Below are 20,961 nucleotides of genomic sequence, written 5' to 3'. Positions count from 1 at the left end.
TGTCCCTTCTCCCGCTTGCGGGAGAAGGTGTCATGCGAAGCATGACGGATGAGGGCTGTTCCAACAGTTTCATGATTTTAGATGAGGCAGACTTGATGTCCCCTCATCCGACCCCGGCTGACGCCAGGGGCCACCTTCTCCCGCAAGCAGGCGAAGGAAGAGCGTGTCGCCCTCTATCCCGTTATGGTCTTGAGCTATAGAATGAGGGGCGGCAACGAGCGCGACGCGCTTTCATCGTCCACGAGTGCACCATGCGTCTCGGTCTCTTCCTCAATTTCGAGCACGGCCCTAACGATGGCGCCTCGGCCATCCGCACGCAGATGGATCTCGCGGTCAAAGCCGAAGCGCTGGGCCTCGACGAGCTCTGGGTCTCCGAGCATCATTTCAATCGCTTCAGCCAATCCGCCTCGACCCTGCCTTTGATGGCCGCGCTCGCGGCCCGCACCTCGCGCATCCGCATCGGTTCGGCGGCGATCCTGCTGCCGCTGCATGATCCGATCCGAGTCGCCGAGGATCTGGCGACGATCGATATTCTTTCCAACGGAAGGCTCGATCTCGGCGTCGCGCGCGGCGGTCCCTTTCCGATCCAATATCAGCATTTCCGCGTCGAAGCGGCCGACGCGGCGGACCAGAACCACGAGGCAACCGATTTTCTGTTGCGGCTTCTGACCGAGGAGAAGGTTGCCTTCGCCGGACGCTGGTACAAGGCGGAAGGCCTCACGACCTTCCCCCGCATCCAGCAGAACCCTTTGCCGGTCTGGGTGGCGTCGAGCACCAAGGAGACGATTATCGAAGCCGGGCGGCGCGGCTGGGGCCTGATGGCCGGGCATGGCGCATCGCCGGCCAAAATCGCCGAACTCATTCAAACCTATAAGACCGAAGCTTGTGCCGGTGCCGACCCGAATTTCGTGGTTCTGCGCAATGCCTGCATCGCCGATAGCGATCAGGAAGCGCTCGACCTCGCGCTGCCCGCGATCGAGCGCTTCATTCGGGGCATGCGGCCGATGTTCGCCGCGCAAACGCCGGTCGACGCGCCGATCCCCGCCGCCTCGATCGACGGGTTTCTTGCCCATGCGCTGATCGGTTCGCCCGAAACCTGCCGCCGCAAGCTCGCCGAGCTGTGCGCGGCCGCACCTGTCGCGAGCATCGTGCTCAAACAATGCTGGCTCGATCCGGCACGCGGCGAGGATATGCTTCGCCGCTTCCGGACGGAAGTGGTGCCGGTGGCGGCGAAGCAGGAGCCGCCGCTCCGGGTTGCTCTCGGCTAAGACTGAGGCTTTAAAAATACAAATAATATAATCACTTAGCTCTATATCGCAGATTGCGGCGCAGCGATCCGGCTGCCGCGCGGTCCCCCCGGTCCCCGATAAAATCGATCCGCTACAGCAAAGCTGGGATCTTTTTCGGCTTTCGCCCGTTCTATGGCCTGAGCGCTGGCGCACAGAGGTGCGCAGCGATCTCGGGCACAAAGGCCACACCGGAACTGCGGGGCAGCCTTTCGGCCGGAGGACTGGAAAAATGACGATGAGCGCACAAACCCACACGGAAACGCGAAACCATACGGGCGGCTTGCATTTCGCCTTCACCGTCGCGGCGACGGCTGTTCTCACCCTGATCCTGGTGCCTACGGCGGCGCTCGGCCTCAGCTATCTCGCGGGCGGCGCGGCGACCTCGTCGATCCTCTTCGTTTATATCTTCGCCCTGTTCACCAACGCGCCGTTCCTGGTTGCGAGCTTCCTGATCGCCGCGGGCACTTTCGCCATGCCGCGCCTCGTGGCGAACCTCGCGCATCACGATCACGCCTGAGACTTTCTCCACTCCGGCGTAACCCCGTATTAAATCCCAGTCACCTTTCGCTTTTTCTGTTTCCTCGCCACGATCCGCGTTTATGCTCCGGGCCAGAGCATGATCCCAAAAAGTTGCAGACTTTTTGGACGAGATCATGCGTCAAAAACAAAGACCTGCCGGAGGAAGTGCATGCGTTGGCCTCAATCGAAGACATCCGGATCGGTGATCGTCCTATCGCTTTGCCTCGCGATTGCCGCGGGCAGCGGCCCGGCATTTTCAGCCGAGGTCAATGACTACCCGACCTCGGCGCGCGCCGATTATGTCTTCGCCTGCATGAAATCGAATGGCGAAACGCAGGACAATCTCACCCGCTGCTCCTGCTCGATCGATGTCATCGCCTCGATCATAAGCTATGACAATTACGTCGAGGCGGAGACGGTCGCCAGTATGGCCCAGCAGCAGGGCCAGATCGGCACGATGTTTCGCTCCACCGTTCAGGCGAAGGACATCCTCAACGACCTGCACCGTGCCCAGGCGGAAGCGGAAGTCCGGTGCTTCTAAGAAGGGTTAGGGTCACGGACTTGCGACTGCGTCATGGCCGGGCTTGACCCGGCCATCCACGTTTTGAGGCTACCTCCGCTCCGCAATTATTGAAGCACTGCATCGGCGTGGATGGCCGTGACAAGCACGGCCATGACGGTTGAACGGATTGCCAATCCCCGCTGGAGGGTGCTCTTACTTGGATGCGAGACAGCGCGGATTTCGCCATTCATCTCTTGGCGGCGAGCATGGCGGGCGAGTCATACCTGTCAATGATCGCTTTGCGACCGCCTTCGGCGGCGGCCCAAAGGGCCATCATTGACAGGTATGACGCCGCCTCGCCGAAAATGTCCGCCGTCAGATGAATGACTTAACTTGATTGGGCTCAGGCGCGTGTCGGCATGTCACAACAGCCTCTCCGCTCACATCGTCGGATGGACCGGCCATTCGCCGCGGAAGCTCGCGCCGCTCGTGTCCTTCGCTTCGGCGTGAACCTCACGCGCGCCATTGGGCGCGAAGCTGAAGCGGAAATTCGGATCTTCGGAAATCGAAATGCCGCCGGTGACCGCGAGGATGAGATCCTCGCCTTGCGAGATCCGCAGCGAATCGACATAGCGCGCCGGCACGTAAAGATGCGTGATCTGATCCATCTGGAGTCCCGAATTATTCGGGTGCTTCATCATGAAGACGCCTTCCTTCAAGGGGGGCGCCAGATTGGCGTCGGCATCCGCCAGCTCGCGGAACTTCATCTGGCCGAGATTCGAATTGGCCTCGTCGAGATTTTTGGCGGCGGGCGCTGAGCAGCCGCCAGCCGCCTTCACATAGCGCATCACCGCATAGAGTGAGCCGTCGGAGAGCTCCGCCACGGCATGGACATTCGTATATTGATTGACGCGCACGCGCGTCGAAATCGTGCTGATCCGCGCCTTCGGGCCGATTTCGAAAACCGCCGCGACAGGCGCCGGATTTTCGTCGATGACGAGCGTGATCGATTTCACTTTGCGCGGATCGTCCGGCGGCAGCAGGATCGACAATTTCATCGGAACCAGCGCCGCGTCCTCGGCACGAACGGGCGCGTCGAGGCCGATCACGCCGACGCCGTCCTTGATCGGCTTGTCGTGAAACACGTCCGAGACGAGAGACGGCCAGGGATCTGGCTGGGCGTCTTGCGCCTGCGCCGGCCACGAAAGCGCAGTAGCGAGGATACATGTCGCGGCGAGGGCCGTTCCCTTGTGCCAAAGTCCCATCATCCTGCGTCTCCCTGGAAGAATAAGCCGATCTCGCGTCGCTCTCCGCCTACCAAACTATGCCTTCCGGGCAGACCGCTCAAGTGCATCATGTAAGGCCGTGGTTCATTCCCATTCGAGTTCGGCAAAGCCCGCGGTCGCATTGCGCGGATTGTAATCGTTGAAAAGCTGCCAGTTTTTGGCCTCCGATTGCCCGGCCTCTTTGGCTGCTTGTCCGACGTCGTCGCCCTTGGCGATGAGACCGCGGAGATCCTTCGTCAATTTCGTCAAATAGGCGCGCTCGTCGGCGAGCGCCTGCGGCCAATCCAGCCCGATCTTGCCATGGCCGGGAACGGCGAGCTTGGCAGGAATGGCCGTGAGTTCATCCATGGCGGCAAGCCAGCCCTTGAGGCTTCCGTCGACCACCGGCACATGCTGGAAGAAGACGAGATCGCCGGTGAAGAGCGTCGCGGTCTTTTCGTCGAGAACGGTCAGGTCACAGTCGGTATGCATCACCGGCCACGCGCGCAGGACGAGCGTGCGATGACCGAGATCGAGGCGCGTTTCCTTGTCCTTGCCGATATCGACGAGCAGGGTCGGCGGAATGATCTTCACGTCTTTGATGAGATCGTCGCCGATCATCGGCTTGAAAGCCTGGAGATAGAATTCCTTGCGTTGCGCGAGCGCCCTCGGCAAATTCTTATGCCCGACGAAAGTCGCATCCTTCGCCTCGAAGGCGGCGTTTCCGAAAACATGATCCGGATGCTCGTGCGTATTGATAACGTAACGGATCGGTTTGTCGGTGATTTTGCGGATCGCTTCGCGCAGTCTTTGTCCTTCGAGCGCGCTTCCGCCAGTATCGACGACGGCGACCGCATCGTCGCCGACAATGAAACCGATATTCGCGATGGCGCCTTCATTCGCGTGATCCATCAAAGCGATAGCGCCTTCATAGGCGTAGACGCCCGGCGCGATTTCGCGGACTGGTAAAGGATCGAGCGTCTGTGCGATCGCGGGCGCTAGGCTTAAAAAAATCGGGATGAAAAACGGGAACAGCCAAAAGCATCGGTCGATCGGCATGAGCCTTCTCCAGTCATGTGTTGCACAAAAAAGTGTCATTTGATGAAGGAGCCCGCAAATCAAGTGCAATCTTCTATTGCGCGAATGAAAAGGTCATCATAGAATTGAAAACATGGTTCCGGCTTCAAGACGGTCGGCGATGGGAACGTCGCTCGTCTTCGTAGGATCGGTCGGGTTGATGGGCATTTCCAGATGCCTTCTTGACTCAATCGGGACGTGACACGCTGCCGGAGACAAGTTCCCATAACCAGGACGCTGCTGAAACGGGATAACTCGTCATAAGCGTCCACGACCGAAGTGTCGGGAGGAAAACTGATGCGTAAGTTGCTGCTCATGTCATGCGTGGGAACCGCTGCTCTGTTGGCGGGCGGCGCGGCCTTCGCCAACGAAGAACTTATTAAACTGTCGCAGAACCCCAAGGATTGGGTGATGCCGCGCGGTAATTATGCCAGCACCGCCTTTTCTCAACTGAAGCAGATCACACCCGAGAACGTGAAGACCCTTGCTCCGGCTTGGACCTTCTCGACCGGCGTTCTGCGCGGCCATGAAGGCGCGCCGCTGGTCATCGGCGACGTGATGTTCGTGCATACCCCATTCCCGAACATCGTCTATGCGCTTGACCTTAATCACGAGGAGAAGATCCTCTGGAAATATGAGCCGAAGCAGGATCCGAACGTCATTCCGGTGATGTGCTGCGACACCGTTAACCGCGGTCTGTCCTACGGCGACGGCAAGATCTTCTTGCATCAGGCCGATACGACCCTCGTAGCGCTCGACGCCAAGACCGGCTCCGTCGTTTGGTCGGTCAAGGACGGCGATCCGTCCAAGGGCGCGACCGGTACGGACGCTCCCTTCGTCATGAAGGACAAGGTCTTCATCGGCGTGTCCGGTGGTGAGTTCGGCGTCCAGTCGTGGGTCTCGGCCTATAACATCAAGGACGGCAAGCTCGCTTGGCGTGGCTATTCCATGGGCCCAGACAGCCAGACGCTGATCGATCCCGAGAAGACCACCTCGCTCGGCAAGCCGGTCGGCAAGGACTCTTCGCTCTCGACCTGGGAAGGCGATCAGTGGAAGATCGGTGGCGGCGCCACCTGGGGCTGGTATTCCTATGATCCGGCTCTCAACCTGATCTATTACGGGTCGGGCAATCCTTCGACCTGGAACCCGAATCAGCGTCCCGGCGACAACAAGTGGTCGATGACCATTTGGGCGCGTGACGTCGACACGGGCCAGGCCAAGTGGGTCTATCAGATGACCCCCCACGATGAGTGGGATTATGACGGCATCAACGAAATGATCCTCACGGATCAGAAGATCGACGGCAAGGAGCGCAAGCTTCTGACCCACTTCGACCGTAACGGCTTCGGCTATACGCTCGACCGTACCGACGGCGAACTCCTCGTCGCCGAAAAGTATGATCCGGCCGTGAACTGGGCGACCAAGATCGACATGGACAAGTCGTCCAAGACCTACGGCCGCCCGGAAGTCGTCGCCAAATATGCGCCTGGCCATAACCCGGCGGACTTCAACAACAAGGGCATCTGCCCGGCCGCCCTTGGTTCCAAGGACGAACAGCCGGCTGCCTACTCGCCGCTCACGGAACTCTTCTACGTGCCGACCAACCATGTCTGCATGGATTACGAGCCCTTCGTGGTCAGCTATACCGCCGGTCAGCCTTATGTCGGCGCCACCCTGTCCATGTATCCGCCGCCCGGCGAAACCAACATGGGCAATTTCATCGCTTGGGACGGCAAGAAGGGTAAGATCGTTTGGTCCGATAAGGAGCAGTTCTCGGTTTGGTCGGGCGCTCTCGCCACGGCTTCCGGTCTTGTCTTCTACGGCACGCTCGAAGGCTACCTGAAGGCGGTCGACGCCAAGACGGGTAAGGAACTCTATAAGTTCAAGACCCCGTCGGGCATCATCGGCAACGTCATGACCTACGAGCATGGCGGCAAGCAATATGTCGGCATCCTCTCGGGTGTTGGCGGCTGGGCCGGCATCGGCCTCGCGGCTGGCTTGACGAAGCCCACCGACGGCCTCGGCGCGGTCGGCGGCTACGCTGCCCTCTCGAACTACACCGCTCTCGGTGGACAGCTGACGGTCTTCGCCCTTCCCGGCGCGGAATGATCTAGTCCATCAACGCGACTAAAGAGCCCGGCGTGCCTACAGGTTACGCCGGGCTTTCTTTGAGACGCGATCCGAAACGGGCCCGACGTCGTCGGATAGTCCCGCACAGCATGACTGCAATTTAATCTATTCGTCATGCATCGAGCATGTGTCCAAGGACATAATTCGCAAAGACGGCCTCTCGGACGAGAGGGGTTGTTCATTGCTTGAGCGGCGCAGCAAATGGTCGGCGCTGTGAGCGATAAGGGATTGATTCTCATAGATGAGAGCGGGATAGGCAGATAGGTTTACGCAATCTGCATGAATTTGATTGCGGCGGGAAACCGCTGCACGGGTTTTCTCATCCGCTCTGGCTTCGGCGACATGACCGTGACGTGCCACTTGAACAACATCTTCGCTTATCTTCTCCGGGCGCAAGCCGATGCGGCTCCGCCGCGCGCGCAGCCGCAAAAACGGAAAGGTAAACCACCGGAGAGGGTTCAGGTTGAAGCCTGTCTCGGCACCGGAAAGGATTGATGTTCGATGCGTCTCCCTCAAACGCTTCTTGTTATCATGAGTGTGGTTTCAGGCGTCTCCGCGGCCTATGTCGGCGCCGGGACTGCGCGGGCTCAAAGCAATGAAAACGGCGACGCCGCGGCGATCGAGCTGGTCGATCCGAAAGTCTTCAGGGTCTGCGACGATCCCCACAACCTGCCTTTCTCGAATGAGGCCGGCGAGGGATTCGAAAATAAGATCGCCACTTTGCTTGCCGGTAAATTGCAGAAGCCCGTCGCCTATACTTTCTATCCGAACACGACCGGCTTCGTGCGCAACACGCTCAATGCGTTTCGCTGCGATGTGGTGATGGGCATTCCGCAGGGCGACGATATCGTCCAGGGCACTAACCCCTATTACCGGACGGCCTACACGCTGGTATCGAAAAAGGGCTCGGGGCTCGACAAGGTCGAGACGCTCGAGGATCCGCTGCTGAAGGGCAAGCATATAGGCATTATCGCAGGCACGCCGCCGTCGACAAATCTTGCCACCAATGGCCTCATCGCCAATGCCAAGCCCTATCCCCTCGTCGTTGATACGCGCTATGACGCGCCGACGCTCGACATGATCGAAGATTTGAAGAAGGGCACGATCGATATCGCCGTTCTCTGGGGACCGATCGCCGGCTATCTCGCCAAGAAATCGGAGACGCCGCTCGTCGTCGTGCCTCTCATCAAGGAGACTTCGGGGCCGAAAATGGTCTATCGCATCGGCATGGGCGTGCGCCATTCGGATCAGAATTGGAAGCGCGACCTCAATAAGCTGATCGCCGAAAACCAAGGTGAGATTAACAAAATTCTCACCGACTATGGCGTGCCTTTGCTCGATGAAAACAATCAGCCACTGACGCGGTGATCTTGGACGCTCTGATGCGCGTTAAGTCTTCGTTCTGGCTTTCGCTCGCGGTCGCGATCTCCTTTGCTGCGGCCGGCGCTCGCGCGGCGGATAGCGCGCCGCCGCCAGAACCAGAGACCTACCGGCTCGACAATTACCGGGCGCCGACGCCTGCGACGCTCGACGCTCAGCCTGGTCTCATCACGGCGGAAGCCGAAGCGCTCTGGAAGAGCAAGGACGCGGTTTTCGTCGACGTCCTGCCGCATGTGCCGCGCCCGGCGAATCTCGCGGAAGGCACGATCTGGCGGGAGAAGCCACGCGACGACATTCCAGGAAGCATCTGGCTGCCCGATACTGGCTATGGCGCCCTTGCGCCCGAAACCGAAGCCTATTTGCGCGCGGGGCTCGCGGCGGTGACGGGCGGCGCACTTACCCGCAAAATCGTCTTCTATTGCCTCAAGGACTGCTGGATGTCTTGGAATGCCGCCAAGCGGGCGAAGACATTCGGCTATACAAAAGTGTTCTGGTATCCGTGGGGCACCGAAGGCTGGGCCGAAGCTGGCCTGCCGCTCGAAGATCGCAAGCCCTATCCACGCAATTGACCGATAGGCCCGCAGGGCCGGTCTTTGTTTTGGCGCATCATCCCATCCGGCAAGTCGAGCCAGCCTTCGGGGATGATGCTCTAATTCAGATTTTCCTGAATCGTGCGCGCCAGCGCGAACAGCCTCTGTTCGATCAGAACAGGCGACTCGCAGGCAAAGGTCACGGCATTATGCCGGTCCTGGAAAATCCGCAGATCCCATTGCAGTTTTTCCAAAATGGAGGCTTCCGGCCCGGGTGCCGTCTGAGGCCCGCTCTTGTCCTTGAGGTCGGGAAGGGGCGCGCCGCCGGCTTTATCCTGCGCCTCATGCAAGGCCGCGGTTTCCTCGCGCAGCCTGTCGCCGAGGTCCTTCTGCTTTTGGCCGAAGCGGTCGAGCCCGTCGATGATCTGGGTCCGCTCATTATTCAGCTTATGATAAAGCCCTGCGAATAAAGCGGTCAGCTTGCTCGTCTTGTCGGCACCGAGCGTTTTGGCGAAATCCGTAATCTGCTGCTGCGCTTGTTCGAGCGGCAGGCGGCGGGCTGCGAGCTTGTCCGTGAGATCGACGAGTTTGGAATCGCTCTGCCAGTCGATGCCTTCAATGCCGGGGCCGGTCCAGACCGCGGGCACGGAAATAGTCCGGACGAGGATCTGCTGGCAGGGCCAGTCGCTATTGACTTTTTTGCCGGCCCCTTGCGCGAGCCCCGGTTGGATGGCAAAGGCAAGCGTCAAAACCGCAAGGCCGCCAGCGAGCAGCGATCGATCCATTCCATCCTCCCGAGATCACGATGACTTTGGATCGAATCGATCCAAAGTCATAAACGTGATCGGTTCCAATAATTTAGAGCGGGATAGCACAGATAAGCTTGCGCAATCTGCGTAAACTTGATTGCGCCCGAAAAACCGGTATCCACTTTTTCGCATCCCGCTCTAGAAAGCTCAGCGCCGCAAAATGAGGATGTCAGCCTGGGACTGCAAGCTTTTTAACATGAATTCTCGTCAATGCGCCGCAATTGCCGTTTGCGCCCCGCCACCTATAACTGATCCATCTCCGGCTTGCCGTTAAAATGGATCGATTGGATCGATAATGCTGCGTTCAGCCCTGCTGCTTTTTCTTTGCGTTTTCGCCACGGCTGTCATGGCCGCGCCGCCGCGCGCCGTCGTTTTCGATTTCGAATTGATCGATACGAGCCTCACTGGAGAGATGAGGGGCGTCAACAAGGAAGAGACGGCCCGTTTGGCCAAGCTGGCGCCGGTTCTGCGCGAAAAGCTTGCTGCTTCCGGCCGCTATGAAATCGTCGATCTCGGCCCTGAGGAAGCCGCGGCTAAAGCCGCCAATTTGCAGGCCTGCGGCGGTTGCGACGTGGCGATCGCCAAGAAGCTCGATGCCGATCTTTCGATTACCGGTACCGTGCAGAAAGTGTCGGAGCTCATTCTCAATATCAATATTTATATGCGCGACGTGAAAACCGGCAGATTGACCGATGCCTATAGCGTCGATATTCGCGACAATACGGATCAAAGCTGGCTGCGGGGTCTCGATTATCTGATCCGCAACCGTCTCCTCACGTCGTCGGAGAAGCCCGCGCCAGAGAAGGCCACTCAATGACGCTCATGCTCGCCAGCGTCACCGGACCGGCCGAGGCCGAAATCGCTATTGCCGGCGGCGCCGATCTCATCGATCTGAAAGATCCGTCGCAGGGCGCTTTCGGGGCTTTGCCGGTCGCAGTGGTAAGCGAGACCGTCAAGATGATCGCTGGCCGCAGGCTCGTCAGCGCGGTTGTCGGCGACATTCCCATGCAGCCTGCCGCGCTTTTCGAGGCCGCGAGCCGCATGGCGGAAACCGGCGTCGATTACGTGAAGATCGGCTTGCTGCCGAGCGAAGCCTTCGCGGCTTGCATCGAGGCTCTGGCGCCCTTGGCGGCCAAGGTCCATCTCGTCGCGGCCTTCTTCGCCGATCAAGGCCCGCTCGATTTTACGGCGCTCAGTCTTCTCGCGCAGCATGGTTTCAAGGCGGCCATGCTCGATACGGCTGAAAAGGGCGCGGGCCGGCTGATGTCGCATCTCGGCATTGCGGATCTCGCCCGGTTCGTCGAAGCCTGCCGCGAAGCCTCGCTGCTCAGCGGTCTCGCGGGAGCGCTCGAAACGCCGGACATCGCGCGTTTGCTCCTGCTGCAACCGGGCTTTTTGGGCTTCAGGGGCGCGCTCTGTCAGGCCGGCAGGCGTACTGCCGGGATCGATCCGGAAGCGGTGAAGATCGTCCGTGATCTCATTCCGCGCGAAATGGCGGCGAATGAATTCGGCATGGGGCCGAAAGTCGATTGGCGTCTGCTCGCGGCGCGAGGCTATGCCGCGCCAAGCGAAAAGGATGGCGAGACCGACCGCGTCTTCGTTCATGACCTCGTGATGCCGGTCGCCATCGGGGCCTATGATTTCGAACGCGGCCACACGCAGCGCGTCCGTTTCAACATCGATGTCGATATCCGCCGCACAAATACGCAAGCCGAGGATATGCGCGATGTCTTCTCCTATGATCTCATCGTCGATGCGATCAAACTGATCCTGAGCCGCGGTCATGTCGCCCTGGTCGAGACCTTGGCGGAACAGATCGCGGCGGCGCTGCTGGCGCACCGTTCCGTCGTCACGATCAGAGTGCGGGTCGAAAAGCTCGATGTGATCGAGGGCTGCGTCGGCATTGAAATCCATCGCGAGCGCGCCGCTGCTGCGGCGCGCGTGCATCAGATCTTCCCCGGCTTTTCGAGCGGCTAAATTGCCAGCGCCCATCACGCGCCAGCGGCCCTTCGTCATCAAGATCGGCGGCAGTCTGGCTGCGTCCGCGCTCCTGCCGCGATGGCTGCAGGCGCTCGATAAAATTCCTGGCCAGCCCATCGTCGTTCCGGGCGGCGGTCCCTTTGCCGATGCCGTGCGGGCGGCGCAAATGGACATTGGCTTTGATGATCTCGCCGCCCATCACATGGCGCTTCTTGCCATGGAACAATATGGGCTGGTGCTTGCCGCCCTGGCGCCGCGCTTCGTCATGGCCGCGACGCCCGCGGCCATCCGCCGGGCCTGGCGCCTCAATCAAATCCCCATCTGGGCGCCTTCGCATATGCTTGCCGCGACGACGCCGGTGCCGCCCTCCTGGGATGCGACATCTGACACGCTCGCGGCGTGGCTCGCGCATGAGCTCGGCGCGACGAAGCTTCTTTTGGTGAAAAGCACCGATCTGCCTTCAGGCGCCGCGCCTACGCTCGCCGATCTTTCGGCCTCGCGCGTGGTCGATCGCCTGTTTGCAGGCTTTGCCGGCACCAGCGGGGCCGAGGTTTTCATTGCCGGACCTTCGGCCTTAGAAGGGGCTGCCGCGCTTCTCGCCGCGGGCGGCGTACCTGGAACGCGCGTCGCTCTGTCTTGACGGGCGAAATGAATTAGATTGAGAGCATGGCTGAGATCGAACCCGTGGCTGAACGCATCCTGTTCCTGACCGGGCATCTCGCCCGCCCGCGCCTTGAAAAAGTGCTTCACGGTCTCGGCGAGACGCCTTTCGTCTGGACGGTCTTCGATGTCGGCGTGCAGGTCGCGGCCTTGATGACCGGCTCCATTATTTTGCGCCGCCTGCCGCGCCCCGTCGAGGCCGATAAGATCATGGTGCCCGGACGCTGCCGCGCCGATCTCGACGCGCTGTCCGCCGAACTCGGCGTGCCGGTCGTGCGTGGTCCGGACGAGCTCGTCGATCTGCCGGCTTTTCTCGGACGCGGCGGAACCATGCGCGATCTTTCGCGCTACGACATGCGCATTTTCAGCGAAATCGTCGATGCTTCGGCGCAAACGGTCGAGGCGATCGTGCGCCGCGCCTCAGCCATGCGGCAGGCGGGCGCCAATGTCATCGATCTCGGCTGCCTGCCCGATACGCCCTTCCCGCTTCTTGAAGATGCCGTACGCGCGCTCAAGGCGGAAGGCTTTCTGGTCAGCGTCGATTCGGCGCAAACCGAAGAATTGGAGCGCGGCGCCAAAGCGGGCGCCGATTTTCTTCTAAGTTTGACCGAAGAGACTTTGTGGATCGCCGAGCGCTACAAGGTCACGCCCGTGCTGATCCCCAAGGTGCATCGCGATCTCGACTCGCTCTGGCGCGTGACGGAGATGGCGCAGGCCAAACAGCTTTCCTTCATGATCGATCCGATCCTCGATCCGATCCATTTCGGATTCATGGAGTCGCTTGCAGGCTACAGGGAAGCGCGGAGGCGTTTCCCTGTAGCCGAGATCATGATGGGCACTGGCAATCTCACCGAATTGACGGAAGCCGATTCAGGCGGCGTCACCGCCATGCTGCTCGGCATATGTTCGGAACTTGCGATCCGCGATCTTCTCATCGTGCAAGTCAGTCCGCATACGCGCCGTACGATCGAAGAGCATGATGCGGCGCGCCGCCTCATGTTCGCCGCGCGCGAAGACCAGGCTTTGCCCAAAGGCTATGACGCCGGGCTCTTGCAACTGCACGCCAAGAAGCCTTTCGTCGCGATGCCCGCCGAGATCGCCGAGCGCGCCGCCGAGGTGCGCGATGCGAATTTCCGCATCGAGGTCGCGGAAGACGGCATCCACATCTACAATCGCGACGGCCATCATGTCGCGACACATGCGATGGAGCTCTATCCGCGCCTCGGCGTCGAAAAAGACGGCGCGCATGCATTTTATCTCGCCGCGGAACTGACGAAAGCCGAGATTGCCTTCGCGCTCGGCAAAAGATTCGTGCAGGATGAACCGCTCGATTGGGGCGTCGCCACGGACAAGGCCGCGGAGGAGGATCTCTCGCAGCTGCGCGAGGCGGGCCATACGTTGCGCGCAAAAACATCGGACGTGAAAGGTGAAAAACCATGAGGATATTTGCGTGCCGATGATCCGCGAAACGATCGTTGCCACGGTCGATGCGTCAGGTCAGTCACATCTCGCGCCGCTTGGGTTGATCCAAGATGGCGAGGGCTGGATCATCGCGCCTTTCCATCCGTCGAAAACGCTCGACAATCTGCGCGCCGTGCCTTTCGCGACCGCCAATTACACCGACGATGTGCGCATCTTCGCGGGTTGCCTCACAGGGCGCAGCACGTGGCCGCTGATACAAGCGGGCGATTTTCCGGTGTCGCGTTTGGCGGCGGCCCTGGCGCATGCACGGCTCGCCGTTCTGCATGTCGAAGAGCATGACCAAAGGCCCCGGTTCCATTGCAAGGTTTTGCACCTTGCGCAGCATCAGCCCTTCGAGGGCATGAACCGGGCCAAGGCGGCGGTGGTTGAGCTCGCCATTCTTGCAAGCCGTCTGTCCATGCTGCCGCGCGATAAGGTGGAGGCCGAAATCGCCTATATCAGAATCGCCGTCGAAAAGACGGCCGGCCCCGAGGAGCTTGAGGCTTTCGGCTGGCTGATGGAAAAGGTCGAGGGGTTTTATAAAGGGATACAAAGCTAAGAGCGCGCAGCCTTCTCCCTGTGGGAGAAGGTGCCGAGCGAATGCGAGGCGGATGAGGGGTTACAATCCCTCAATTGCACGACCGCAACCCCTCACCCGGCTTGCTCCGCAAGCCACCTTCTCCCGCAGGGAGAAGGTTCGCGCCCAAGCTCAAAAATGCTCCGGCGCGTTTTTTTTCGCCTCTTCCGTCAGCTCATGTTTCATGATGAGCGGCACTTGCGCGAAAGTGAAGAGGAAAATCAAAATCACCGTGCCGGGAAATTTGAACGCCACCCAGACATCATTGCTTTGCGTGCGCCAGACGATTTCGTTTAAAATTGCGAGCACGAAAAAGAAACTTGCCCAGCGGATCGTCAAGAGCCTCCAGCCGCGTTCGGTGAGGTTCATCGCATTATCGAGAACGATCGGCAGCAAGGGCTTGTTGAAAAGCAGCCCGCCGAAAAGGGCGCCACCGAAAGCGAGATAAAGAACGGTGGGCTTCATTTTGATGAAGCGGTCATCCTGCAGATAAAGCGTGAGCGCGCCGAAGATCAAAACCAGGATGGCTGTCACAAGCGGCATGATCGGCAGGCGCTTCGTCGTCACGAAAGAGGCGATGAGCGCTGCGACGACGGCGACCATCAAAACAACCGTCGCGGTGAAAAGCCCGGCGCTTGAGCCATTCAGAATCGCCTCCGGCAGAAGCGGCGCGACCAAGGGCTCGAAAAGTTTCGGCTTCGCATTGGCGAAAAAGAATAAAAGCAGCGGCCCCATTTCGAGAAGAAATTTGACCCAAGGGTTCGGCTTGGCGCGGACGGGAGCGGCATAAGGGTGTTTGCATTGGGTCATTTGAGATCCGGTCGGCGTAATCTAACGAGCGATGGGTAGCATGAAAGACGTCATTGGCATCCTTGATGGAGACATTCCATGCAGGCGTAATGTCCGCTCAGAGAAAGCTCGGAGACTGAGCGACAAGGGGAAGAAGTCTTGTGTCTGCCACAGCGGCGGTGCGATGACCAAGCCCTGCAAGATAAGCTTCGTCCGCCGCGAAAGCCATGAAGGACTCCACGCTTCTTTGACGGACCAGCAACGCCAGGTCCCAGCTTTCGTCATCCGGGCCTATGAGGAATTGGCCGCCGGTCCCCATGAACAGGAGATCGCCGCCGCTCTTCTTGAGATAGGGCAATGTATGGGCGATGTATCGATCATAGGCTTCGGCGCCGCTGATCGGCGTCGGCGGCGCCAGCTCCGGATTTGCGGAATAGTCCGCGACGTCGCGAAAGCGGAGGAGATTCAACATGACGACCTCGCCTTTGATCCCGCGCATGAAAAATGCGCGTCCGGCCTCTTGCGTCGGTTCGAGATAGCAAGCCGGTTCGTCTCTGGTCGCCACAACGCACACTCCAGTCTTGTCATCGCCACGACGTCTTAATCTTCGATTCCGGCAATGGCGCGGGCGAAATCGCGGGCTTCGAACGGTTCGAGGTCCTCCGCCGTCTCGCCGACGCCGATGAAATGCACCGGCAATTGAAATTTCTCCGCGACGGCGACCAAAATGCCGCCGCGCGCGGTTCCGTCGAGCTTGGTCATGACGAGGCCAGTCACGCCTGCGACGCGTCCGAAAATCTCGACCTGGGTCATGGCATTTTGCCCGACGGTCGCATCGAGCACGAGCAGCACGGCATGCGGCGCCGTGGCATCGACCTTTTTCATGACACGGATGATCTTTTCGAGTTCCGCCATCAGTTCGGTGCGGTTTTGCAGACGGCCTGCGGTGTCCATCAAAAGCACGTCGGCCTGTTGGTCCTGCGCCGCCTTGATCGCATCGAAGGCAAGGCCGGCCGCGTCGCTGCCTTGATCGCGCGCGATGATGCTACAGCCGAGCCGCTCGCCCCAGATGCGCAATTGCTCGATCGCCGCGGCGCGAAACGTATCGCCCGCCGCGAGCATCACGTTTTTGCCTTCCTGGCGAAATTTCAACGCAAGCTTGCCGATGGTCGTCGTCTTGCCCGAGCCGTTCACGCCGACAATCAGAATGACGAAAGGCTTTTTGTCCGGAGCGACGATAAGCGGCAGCGCGACGGGCGCCAAGACCTGTTCGACTTCGCTCGCCAAAATGGCCTTTACGTCATCGACATCGACCGTCTTGTCGTAGCGGCCCTTGGCAACGGCTTTGGTGATCTTTGTCGCGGTCGCCGTGCCGAGATCGGCGCGGATCAGGATATCTTCGAGATCCTCCAGCATGGCGTCGTCGAGCTTGCGCTTGGTGAAGATCTCGACGAGACCGGTGCCGATCGAGCCGGAGGAACGGGCAAGCCCTTCGCGCAGACGCGTCCACCAATTGCGCTTTTGCGGCGCGGGCGCGGCAGCTTCGGCCTGTAACGGCGGAGTATCGGCGGGCTCGGCTTCGCGGGACCCAGCGTCGGCCGCCGGCGGTTCGGCACCGGGAGCAGGCTCTTCTTGCGGTATTTGCGGCTCGGCGCGGCCGAAAAGCCGTTTGAACAGGCCGGGCTTCGGTCTATCCCGGTTTTCGTCCGGGGATTCGTCGCTCAAATTCAAAATCCCTGTCGGCACCGGAAAGGTGCGATCATGGTCGGCATCGGGCCGCGCGCGTGTTCTAAACCGCCGGGAGGGCGGAAGACCAGCCGTAAGATGGGGTTTATAGCGCGCCGCCGCCACCGCGCTCCTCTAGCGCGGCTCCGCCGCTGCGAAACGGACGAAAATATCATGACCTTCCGCCGGCGGCGCCACGAGTCTCGCCCGGAAGGCGATGGTCTCGCCGCTCCGGAGCCTGGGCTTCGGCGAGGCCTCGTCCCATGTGTAGATTTCATGACCCGCGGCGTCGCGCACGGCGAGCTTGATCTTCGGGACGGGGGTGTCGCCGCTCCGCTTATTGGCGATCTCGCCATCGACCACGAGAAGCGCCTGGGTTCCGTTATGGACGAGATTGACCTGCAAATGCTTGAGATCGAGCCCGCGTTCATTGACCGGCAGACCGGCAGCGGCATAAATCCCGGCCGCCTGCGGCCAAAACCTGACGATTGTGGCACGCAAGCCGATCACACCCACGGCCAGGGCCAAAACCGCGAAGATCGTCATGGCCCCGTGCGATGGCCGCGGCATGCGCCTTTGCGGCATCGGCACGATGCGTTCTTCCGATTTGACCGTTGGTCCGTAGAGCTCTTCATAGGTCGGCTCTCTGGCGCGTTCGCTGATCGCTTCCGCATTGATTTCCAGCGCGCCGAAGTCATCTTCGGCCTCATTGAGCCCGCGATCGGCGATGCCTTTAGCGTCAGGCGTGACAAACCAGCTTGTCAGGCATTGCGGGCAGGCCACATTTCTGCCGCGCGGGCCAAGCGCGGCACGGCCGATGTGGTAGGATTTTGCGCAACCGGGACAATCGATCAACATCTTGGCTGATTCGGCGTGGGAAAACGTGGGTTTAGGGAAAGCCTTCGTTGGCTCCGACCGATCCTGTGCTGTTATGGTTAATGCGGCCTTAAGAGGCCCGAATCGATGCTGCCGCGGGCGGCCTAAGGCGATCTCGGACGCCGCTTATTAGATCTTGGAACCAACCGGCAAAGGTCCTCCGTGGTCCGATTCGAAAATGTTGGCCTTCGCTATGGGATGGGCGCTGAGATCCTCAAGGATATCAGCTTCTCCATCGAGCGGCAGACGTTCCAGTTCCTGACCGGGCCTTCAGGCGCCGGCAAGACGACCTTGCTGCGCCTCATTCTCCTGTCGCTTCGGCCGACGCGCGGCCTGATCAATCTGTTCGGACATGATGCCGCCCAGCTCGACAAGGACACGATCACGAGTCTGCGCCGCCGTATCGGCGTCGTGTTTCAGGATTTCCGCCTGCTCGACCATTTGACGACTTACGAAAATGTCGCTCTGCCTTTGCGCGTGCAGGGCCGCGAGGAAGCGACCTATCGCGCCGAGGTGATCGAGCTTCTGCGGTGGGTCGGGCTCGGCGATCGCATGCATATTCTGCCGGCGGTTTTGTCGGGCGGCGAAAAGCAGCGCGCGGCGATCGCGCGGGCTTTGATCGTGCGGCCGGAACTTCTTCTGGCCGACGAGCCGACCGGCAACGTCGATCCGACTTTGGCGCGCCGCCTGTTGCGGCTCTTCACCGAGCTGCATAAGTCCGGCACGTCGGTTGTCATCGCCACGCATGATTTGGCTTTGATGGATCAGTTCGAAGGTGCACGGAGGCTCGTCCTCGGCGACAGCCGCCTGCACATCTATGAATGATGGCCGCATGAGCATTCGCAAGCTCAGTCTCGAAAAAATGCTGGATGACGCCGACGACGCGGCGCAGGTGCGCAATGGCTTGAAGCGCGACATGCCTTTGGTGCCGGCGACCTCTATCGCTGGCCGCGCGCTCGTGACCGTCATCGCCATCATGACATTTCTGGCGTCGCTCACCGCGGGTGCCGCGATGCTGATCGCCGAACAGTCGCAGGATTGGCGGCAATCCATCTCGCGCGAGATGACGATTCAAGTGCGCCCGATCGTCGGCCGCGACCTCGAAGCCGAGACCGCCAAGGCTGTCGAGGTTGCACGATCGTTTCCGGCGATCGCCGATGTGCGCGCCTATACGAAGGCCGAGTCCGAAGCGCTTCTGCAACCCTGGCTCGGCGCCGGGCTCGATCTTTCCGAACTGCCGGTGCCGCGCCTCATCGTTTTGAAACTCAATTCCGGTGCGCTGCTTGACACAAGTGCCTTGCGTCAGGCTTTGGCCGACAAGGTGGCAGGCGCGACTCTCGATGATCACCGTCTGTGGCTGAGCCGTCTCGCAGTTATGGCGAAGACCGTGGTCGTCGCCGCCGTGCTGATCTTCCTGCTTGTGCTTGTCGCGATGATGCTCGCCGTCGGCTTTGCGACCCGCGGTGCCATGGCGGGCAATCGCGAAATCATCGAAGTTCTGCATTTCGTCGGCGCCGCGGACCAATTCATCTCGCGGCAATTCCAGAGCCATTTTTTCCGGCTCGGATTGCGCGGCGGCGGCATCGGCGGGGGCTCGGCCATTCTGGTCTTTCTGGTGCTCGGCACTCTATCGTCCTGGTGGCGGGCGACGCCGGGCGGCGACCAGATCGAAGCCATGTTCGGCAGTTTCGGGTTGGAGTTGAAAGGCTATGTTTTGATCGCGCTCATCGCAGCGGGCATCGCGGTGACGACAGGTTTCGTATCGCGGGTCATCGTGTTCCGGCATTTGCGGCGGCTGTCTTAGGGGCAACCCTAAAACCCCTCATCCTGAGGAGGGTCCGAAGGAGCCGTCTCGAAGGATTGAGGGGTTTTTGGACGATAGAAACGATGCCGATCCCTCGTCCTTCGAGACGCACGCTGCGCGTGGTCCTCAGGATGAGGGATCGGCCGTTTTCACGTGGACGCTTAGGTTAACGCGCGAAGCGCCACATCTTGGTCGGATTCACGACTCACAAGGTTTCGGCTATGGTGCAGGAATGCGTCTCAAGAGGTTTGGTGACATCATGATTCGCTTTGCCGCCTGGGCTTTGTTGCTCTCGACCGTTCCCGCCTTCGCCGGGTTTCAGGAATGCCTTGGCGAATTGCGGGCGAAGGCTGCGAGCGCGGGCGTCTCGGCCAGGACGATCGAGTCGGCGACGCGCGATCTGACCTTCGATCCCGATCTGCTTGCCTTCGAGACGGCGCAGCCCGAATTCCAGACGAAGATTTGGGATTATCTGGCAGGCCTCGTCGATGACGAGCGCGTCAATGACGGCCGGGCTCAGATGCATCAATGGGCGCATGCACTTTCCGTTGCAAGCAGCCGCTACGGCGTCGATGCCGCCGTCATAGCGGCGGTCTGGGGCGTCGAATCCAATTTCGGCCAGAACTTCGGCAAGCGGCCCATCATCCAGTCGCTCGCGACTTTGTCTTGCGAAGGCCGGCGGCAGTCCTATTTTCGCGGCGAATTCATTTCGGCCTTGAAAATTCTCGATGCTGGCGATGTCGATCCGAATAAATTCATGGGCTCATGGGCCGGCGCCTTCGGCCATACGCAATTCATGCCCTCGACCTTTCTGCGCATCGCGGTCGATCTCGATGGCGATGGCCGCCGCGATCTGATCGGTTCCGTGCCGGATGCTTTGGGCTCCACAGCCAATTATCTGCATAAGGCCGGCTGGGTTGCAGGCCTGCCCTGGGGCTATGAAGTGCGCCTGCCGGAGCATTATGCCGGGCCATCCGGGTTCAAGCATAAAGAGCCCATGTCGGCCTGGGCCGCGCGCGGCATTACGCGCATCGACGGATCGCCTCTCGGCGAAGGGGCCGCCGGACTATTGCTGCCGGCCGGTCCGGAAGGCCCGGCCTTTCTCGTGACGCGCAATTTCAACGCGATCTTCGCCTACAATGCTTCCGAGTCTTACGTCTTGGCCGTTTCTCTTCTTTCGGACAGGCTGAAGGGACTGCCGGGCGTGCGCACTCCTTGGCCGACGAATGATCCGGGCCTGTCGCGCGCGCAAAGACGGGAATTGCAGGCGCTTTTGATCAAGCGCGGCTATGATCTCGACGGCAAAATGGATGGCGTGATCGGCACCAAGACCCGCGCGGCCATCATCGATTTCCAGACTAGAGCGGGCCTGCCCGCGCATGGCAGGGCAAGCGCATCCGTTCTCGCAGCCTTGCAAGGGCGTTAAACCTTTGGGATCGCGCGTAAACCCCAGCGATCGAAGTACAATTGCCTATTCAAGGTGATCACAGCCTAGTTCCGTTTGAAAGGTCTTAGGCTTGCCGGACGGTCGATCTTGCCGAAATAGGTGCAAGATCCTGCGTAATGCGCGATTGCGTCCGGCCTCTGT

21 protein-coding genes are annotated in these 20,961 nt (G+C 60.4%); 14 read left to right on the top strand and 7 right to left on the bottom strand.

All coding sequences use genetic code 11. From position 1 onward, the window contains the following. Nucleotides 1-251: 251 nt before the first annotated feature. The 3 genes from A3OQ_RS0102950 (at nucleotide 252) to A3OQ_RS0102940 (ending at nucleotide 2,349) form a co-directional block, all read left to right on the top strand. Complete coding sequence (locus A3OQ_RS0102950) at nucleotides 252-1,268, top strand: LLM class flavin-dependent oxidoreductase (protein WP_020173863.1); 1,017 nt, start codon at nucleotides 252-254, stop codon at nucleotides 1,266-1,268. 256 nt (nucleotides 1,269-1,524) lie between these two features. Further along, nucleotides 1,525-1,806, top strand: coding sequence for a hypothetical protein (locus A3OQ_RS0102945; RefSeq protein ID WP_152428300.1), 282 nt, complete (start codon nucleotides 1,525-1,527; stop codon nucleotides 1,804-1,806). Nucleotides 1,807-1,977: 171 nt separating this feature from the next. After that, a complete protein-coding gene (locus A3OQ_RS0102940; RefSeq protein ID WP_020173861.1) occupies nucleotides 1,978-2,349 on the top strand; it encodes a hypothetical protein in 372 nt (123 codons plus the stop codon). Nucleotides 2,350-2,750: 401 nt separating this feature from the next. Here the strand turns inward: A3OQ_RS0102940 and A3OQ_RS0102930 are convergent, their stop codons facing one another. After that, a complete protein-coding gene (locus A3OQ_RS0102930) occupies nucleotides 2,751-3,575 on the bottom strand; it encodes a quinoprotein dehydrogenase-associated SoxYZ-like carrier (protein ID WP_020173859.1) in 825 nt (274 codons plus the stop codon). A 105-nt stretch (nucleotides 3,576-3,680) separates the two neighbouring features. Further along, a complete protein-coding gene (locus A3OQ_RS0102925; protein ID WP_020173858.1) occupies nucleotides 3,681-4,634 on the bottom strand; it encodes a quinoprotein relay system zinc metallohydrolase 2 in 954 nt (317 codons plus the stop codon). A 315-nt stretch (nucleotides 4,635-4,949) separates the two neighbouring features. Here A3OQ_RS0102925 and xoxF5 point away from each other — a divergent pair, with 315 nt between their 5' ends. From xoxF5 to A3OQ_RS0102905, 3 genes are all read left to right on the top strand, one after another. Next, nucleotides 4,950-6,761, top strand: a complete 1,812-nt coding sequence (xoxF5, locus tag A3OQ_RS0102920; RefSeq protein ID WP_020173857.1) for a lanthanide-dependent methanol dehydrogenase XoxF5 — start codon at nucleotides 4,950-4,952, stop codon at nucleotides 6,759-6,761. A 552-nt stretch (nucleotides 6,762-7,313) separates the two neighbouring features. After that, nucleotides 7,314-8,150 carry a substrate-binding domain-containing protein gene (locus A3OQ_RS0102910; protein WP_244427248.1) on the top strand — a complete coding sequence of 279 codons (837 nt, stop codon included), beginning with the start codon at nucleotides 7,314-7,316 and terminating at the stop codon, nucleotides 8,148-8,150. 14 nt (nucleotides 8,151-8,164) lie between these two features. After that, nucleotides 8,165-8,731 carry a PQQ-dependent catabolism-associated CXXCW motif protein gene (locus A3OQ_RS0102905; RefSeq protein ID WP_026595433.1) on the top strand — a complete coding sequence of 189 codons (567 nt, stop codon included), beginning with the start codon at nucleotides 8,165-8,167 and terminating at the stop codon, nucleotides 8,729-8,731. Nucleotides 8,732-8,811: 80 nt separating this feature from the next. Here A3OQ_RS0102905 and A3OQ_RS0102900 read toward each other — a convergent pair whose 3' ends face one another. Continuing rightward, the gene (locus tag A3OQ_RS0102900; RefSeq protein WP_020173853.1) at nucleotides 8,812-9,477 is read right to left on the bottom strand and encodes a hypothetical protein; all 666 of its coding nucleotides are present in this window, start codon (nucleotides 9,475-9,477) and stop codon (nucleotides 8,812-8,814) included. A 319-nt stretch (nucleotides 9,478-9,796) separates the two neighbouring features. On the opposite strand from A3OQ_RS0102900, the gene A3OQ_RS0102895 reads away from it, so the two are divergent. From A3OQ_RS0102895 to A3OQ_RS0102875, 5 genes are read left to right on the top strand one after another with little or no spacing between them, the layout of a single operon-like run. Continuing rightward, nucleotides 9,797-10,318 (top strand): DUF3280 domain-containing protein, encoded by a 522-nt coding sequence (locus A3OQ_RS0102895; protein WP_020173852.1) that lies wholly within the window; start codon nucleotides 9,797-9,799, stop codon nucleotides 10,316-10,318. Then, on the top strand, nucleotides 10,315-11,478 hold the full coding sequence (locus tag A3OQ_RS0102890; protein ID WP_020173851.1) for a (5-formylfuran-3-yl)methyl phosphate synthase: 1,164 nt from the start codon (nucleotides 10,315-10,317) through the stop codon (nucleotides 11,476-11,478). Before A3OQ_RS0102895 ends, A3OQ_RS0102890 begins: the two co-directional genes overlap by 4 nt. A gap of 1 nt (nucleotide 11,479) precedes the next feature. Continuing rightward, nucleotides 11,480-12,121 carry an amino acid kinase family protein gene (locus A3OQ_RS0102885; RefSeq protein WP_020173850.1) on the top strand — a complete coding sequence of 214 codons (642 nt, stop codon included), beginning with the start codon at nucleotides 11,480-11,482 and terminating at the stop codon, nucleotides 12,119-12,121. Between the two features lie 26 nt (nucleotides 12,122-12,147). Continuing rightward, nucleotides 12,148-13,581 carry a DUF6513 domain-containing protein gene (locus A3OQ_RS0102880; protein WP_020173849.1) on the top strand — a complete coding sequence of 478 codons (1,434 nt, stop codon included), beginning with the start codon at nucleotides 12,148-12,150 and terminating at the stop codon, nucleotides 13,579-13,581. A 16-nt stretch (nucleotides 13,582-13,597) separates the two neighbouring features. Then, nucleotides 13,598-14,161 (top strand): DUF447 domain-containing protein, encoded by a 564-nt coding sequence (locus tag A3OQ_RS0102875; protein WP_020173848.1) that lies wholly within the window; start codon nucleotides 13,598-13,600, stop codon nucleotides 14,159-14,161. Nucleotides 14,162-14,311: 150 nt separating this feature from the next. Here A3OQ_RS0102875 and A3OQ_RS0102870 read toward each other — a convergent pair whose 3' ends face one another. From A3OQ_RS0102870 to A3OQ_RS21200, 4 genes are all read right to left on the bottom strand, one after another. Next, complete coding sequence (locus A3OQ_RS0102870) at nucleotides 14,312-14,989, bottom strand: septation protein A (protein ID WP_020173847.1); 678 nt, start codon at nucleotides 14,987-14,989, stop codon at nucleotides 14,312-14,314. A gap of 97 nt (nucleotides 14,990-15,086) precedes the next feature. Continuing rightward, entirely contained in the window at nucleotides 15,087-15,533 is a 447-nt protein-coding gene (locus A3OQ_RS0102865; protein ID WP_244427082.1) for a DUF1330 domain-containing protein, read from the bottom strand. Nucleotides 15,534-15,568: 35 nt separating this feature from the next. Beyond that, nucleotides 15,569-16,468, bottom strand: a complete 900-nt coding sequence (ftsY, locus tag A3OQ_RS0102860; protein WP_051116074.1) for a signal recognition particle-docking protein FtsY — start codon at nucleotides 16,466-16,468, stop codon at nucleotides 15,569-15,571. Nucleotides 16,469-16,828: 360 nt separating this feature from the next. Beyond that, a complete protein-coding gene (locus tag A3OQ_RS21200) occupies nucleotides 16,829-17,551 on the bottom strand; it encodes a zinc-ribbon domain-containing protein (RefSeq protein ID WP_020173844.1) in 723 nt (240 codons plus the stop codon). Nucleotides 17,552-17,731: 180 nt separating this feature from the next. Here A3OQ_RS21200 and ftsE point away from each other — a divergent pair, with 180 nt between their 5' ends. The 3 genes from ftsE (at nucleotide 17,732) to A3OQ_RS0102840 (ending at nucleotide 20,799) form a co-directional block, all read left to right on the top strand. Beyond that, complete coding sequence (ftsE, locus tag A3OQ_RS0102850) at nucleotides 17,732-18,394, top strand: cell division ATP-binding protein FtsE (RefSeq protein ID WP_026595432.1); 663 nt, start codon at nucleotides 17,732-17,734, stop codon at nucleotides 18,392-18,394. A gap of 7 nt (nucleotides 18,395-18,401) precedes the next feature. Continuing rightward, nucleotides 18,402-19,373, top strand: a complete 972-nt coding sequence (locus A3OQ_RS0102845; RefSeq protein ID WP_244427081.1) for a cell division protein FtsX — start codon at nucleotides 18,402-18,404, stop codon at nucleotides 19,371-19,373. Between the two features lie 259 nt (nucleotides 19,374-19,632). Then, entirely contained in the window at nucleotides 19,633-20,799 is a 1,167-nt protein-coding gene (locus A3OQ_RS0102840) for a lytic murein transglycosylase (protein WP_020173841.1), read from the top strand. The last annotated feature ends 162 nt before the right edge of the window (nucleotides 20,800-20,961 follow it).

Origin of the sequence: Methyloferula stellata AR4, from assembly GCF_000385335.1 — a bacterium.
Classification (GTDB): domain Bacteria; phylum Pseudomonadota; class Alphaproteobacteria; order Rhizobiales; family Beijerinckiaceae; genus Methyloferula; species Methyloferula stellata.
This window is presented reverse-complemented; position numbering and strand designations above follow the sequence as displayed.

What these genes read in the sequence shown, in the direction of transcription:
- A3OQ_RS0102950 (WP_020173863.1), top strand. Translation starts at nt 252, where the DNA reads ATGCGTCTCGGTCTCTTCCTCAATTTCGAGCACGGCCCTAACGATGGC.
- A3OQ_RS0102945 (WP_152428300.1), top strand. Translation starts at nt 1,525, where the DNA reads ATGAGCGCACAAACCCACACGGAAACGCGAAACCATACGGGCGGCTTG.
- A3OQ_RS0102940 (WP_020173861.1), top strand. Translation starts at nt 1,978, where the DNA reads ATGCGTTGGCCTCAATCGAAGACATCCGGATCGGTGATCGTCCTATCG.
- A3OQ_RS0102930 (WP_020173859.1), bottom strand. Translation starts at nt 3,575, where the DNA reads ATGGGACTTTGGCACAAGGGAACGGCCCTCGCCGCGACATGTATCCTC.
- A3OQ_RS0102925 (WP_020173858.1), bottom strand. Translation starts at nt 4,634, where the DNA reads ATGCCGATCGACCGATGCTTTTGGCTGTTCCCGTTTTTCATCCCGATT.
- xoxF5 (WP_020173857.1), top strand. Translation starts at nt 4,950, where the DNA reads ATGCGTAAGTTGCTGCTCATGTCATGCGTGGGAACCGCTGCTCTGTTG.
- A3OQ_RS0102910 (WP_244427248.1), top strand. Translation starts at nt 7,314, where the DNA reads ATGAGTGTGGTTTCAGGCGTCTCCGCGGCCTATGTCGGCGCCGGGACT.
- A3OQ_RS0102905 (WP_026595433.1), top strand. Translation starts at nt 8,165, where the DNA reads ATGCGCGTTAAGTCTTCGTTCTGGCTTTCGCTCGCGGTCGCGATCTCC.
- A3OQ_RS0102900 (WP_020173853.1), bottom strand. Translation starts at nt 9,477, where the DNA reads ATGGATCGATCGCTGCTCGCTGGCGGCCTTGCGGTTTTGACGCTTGCC.
- A3OQ_RS0102895 (WP_020173852.1), top strand. Translation starts at nt 9,797, where the DNA reads ATGCTGCGTTCAGCCCTGCTGCTTTTTCTTTGCGTTTTCGCCACGGCT.
- A3OQ_RS0102890 (WP_020173851.1), top strand. Translation starts at nt 10,315, where the DNA reads ATGACGCTCATGCTCGCCAGCGTCACCGGACCGGCCGAGGCCGAAATC.
- A3OQ_RS0102880 (WP_020173849.1), top strand. Translation starts at nt 12,148, where the DNA reads ATGGCTGAGATCGAACCCGTGGCTGAACGCATCCTGTTCCTGACCGGG.
- A3OQ_RS0102875 (WP_020173848.1), top strand. Translation starts at nt 13,598, where the DNA reads ATGATCCGCGAAACGATCGTTGCCACGGTCGATGCGTCAGGTCAGTCA.
- A3OQ_RS0102870 (WP_020173847.1), bottom strand. Translation starts at nt 14,989, where the DNA reads ATGACCCAATGCAAACACCCTTATGCCGCTCCCGTCCGCGCCAAGCCG.
- A3OQ_RS21200 (WP_020173844.1), bottom strand. Translation starts at nt 17,551, where the DNA reads ATGTTGATCGATTGTCCCGGTTGCGCAAAATCCTACCACATCGGCCGT.
- A3OQ_RS0102845 (WP_244427081.1), top strand. Translation starts at nt 18,402, where the DNA reads ATGAGCATTCGCAAGCTCAGTCTCGAAAAAATGCTGGATGACGCCGAC.
- A3OQ_RS0102840 (WP_020173841.1), top strand. Translation starts at nt 19,633, where the DNA reads ATGATTCGCTTTGCCGCCTGGGCTTTGTTGCTCTCGACCGTTCCCGCC.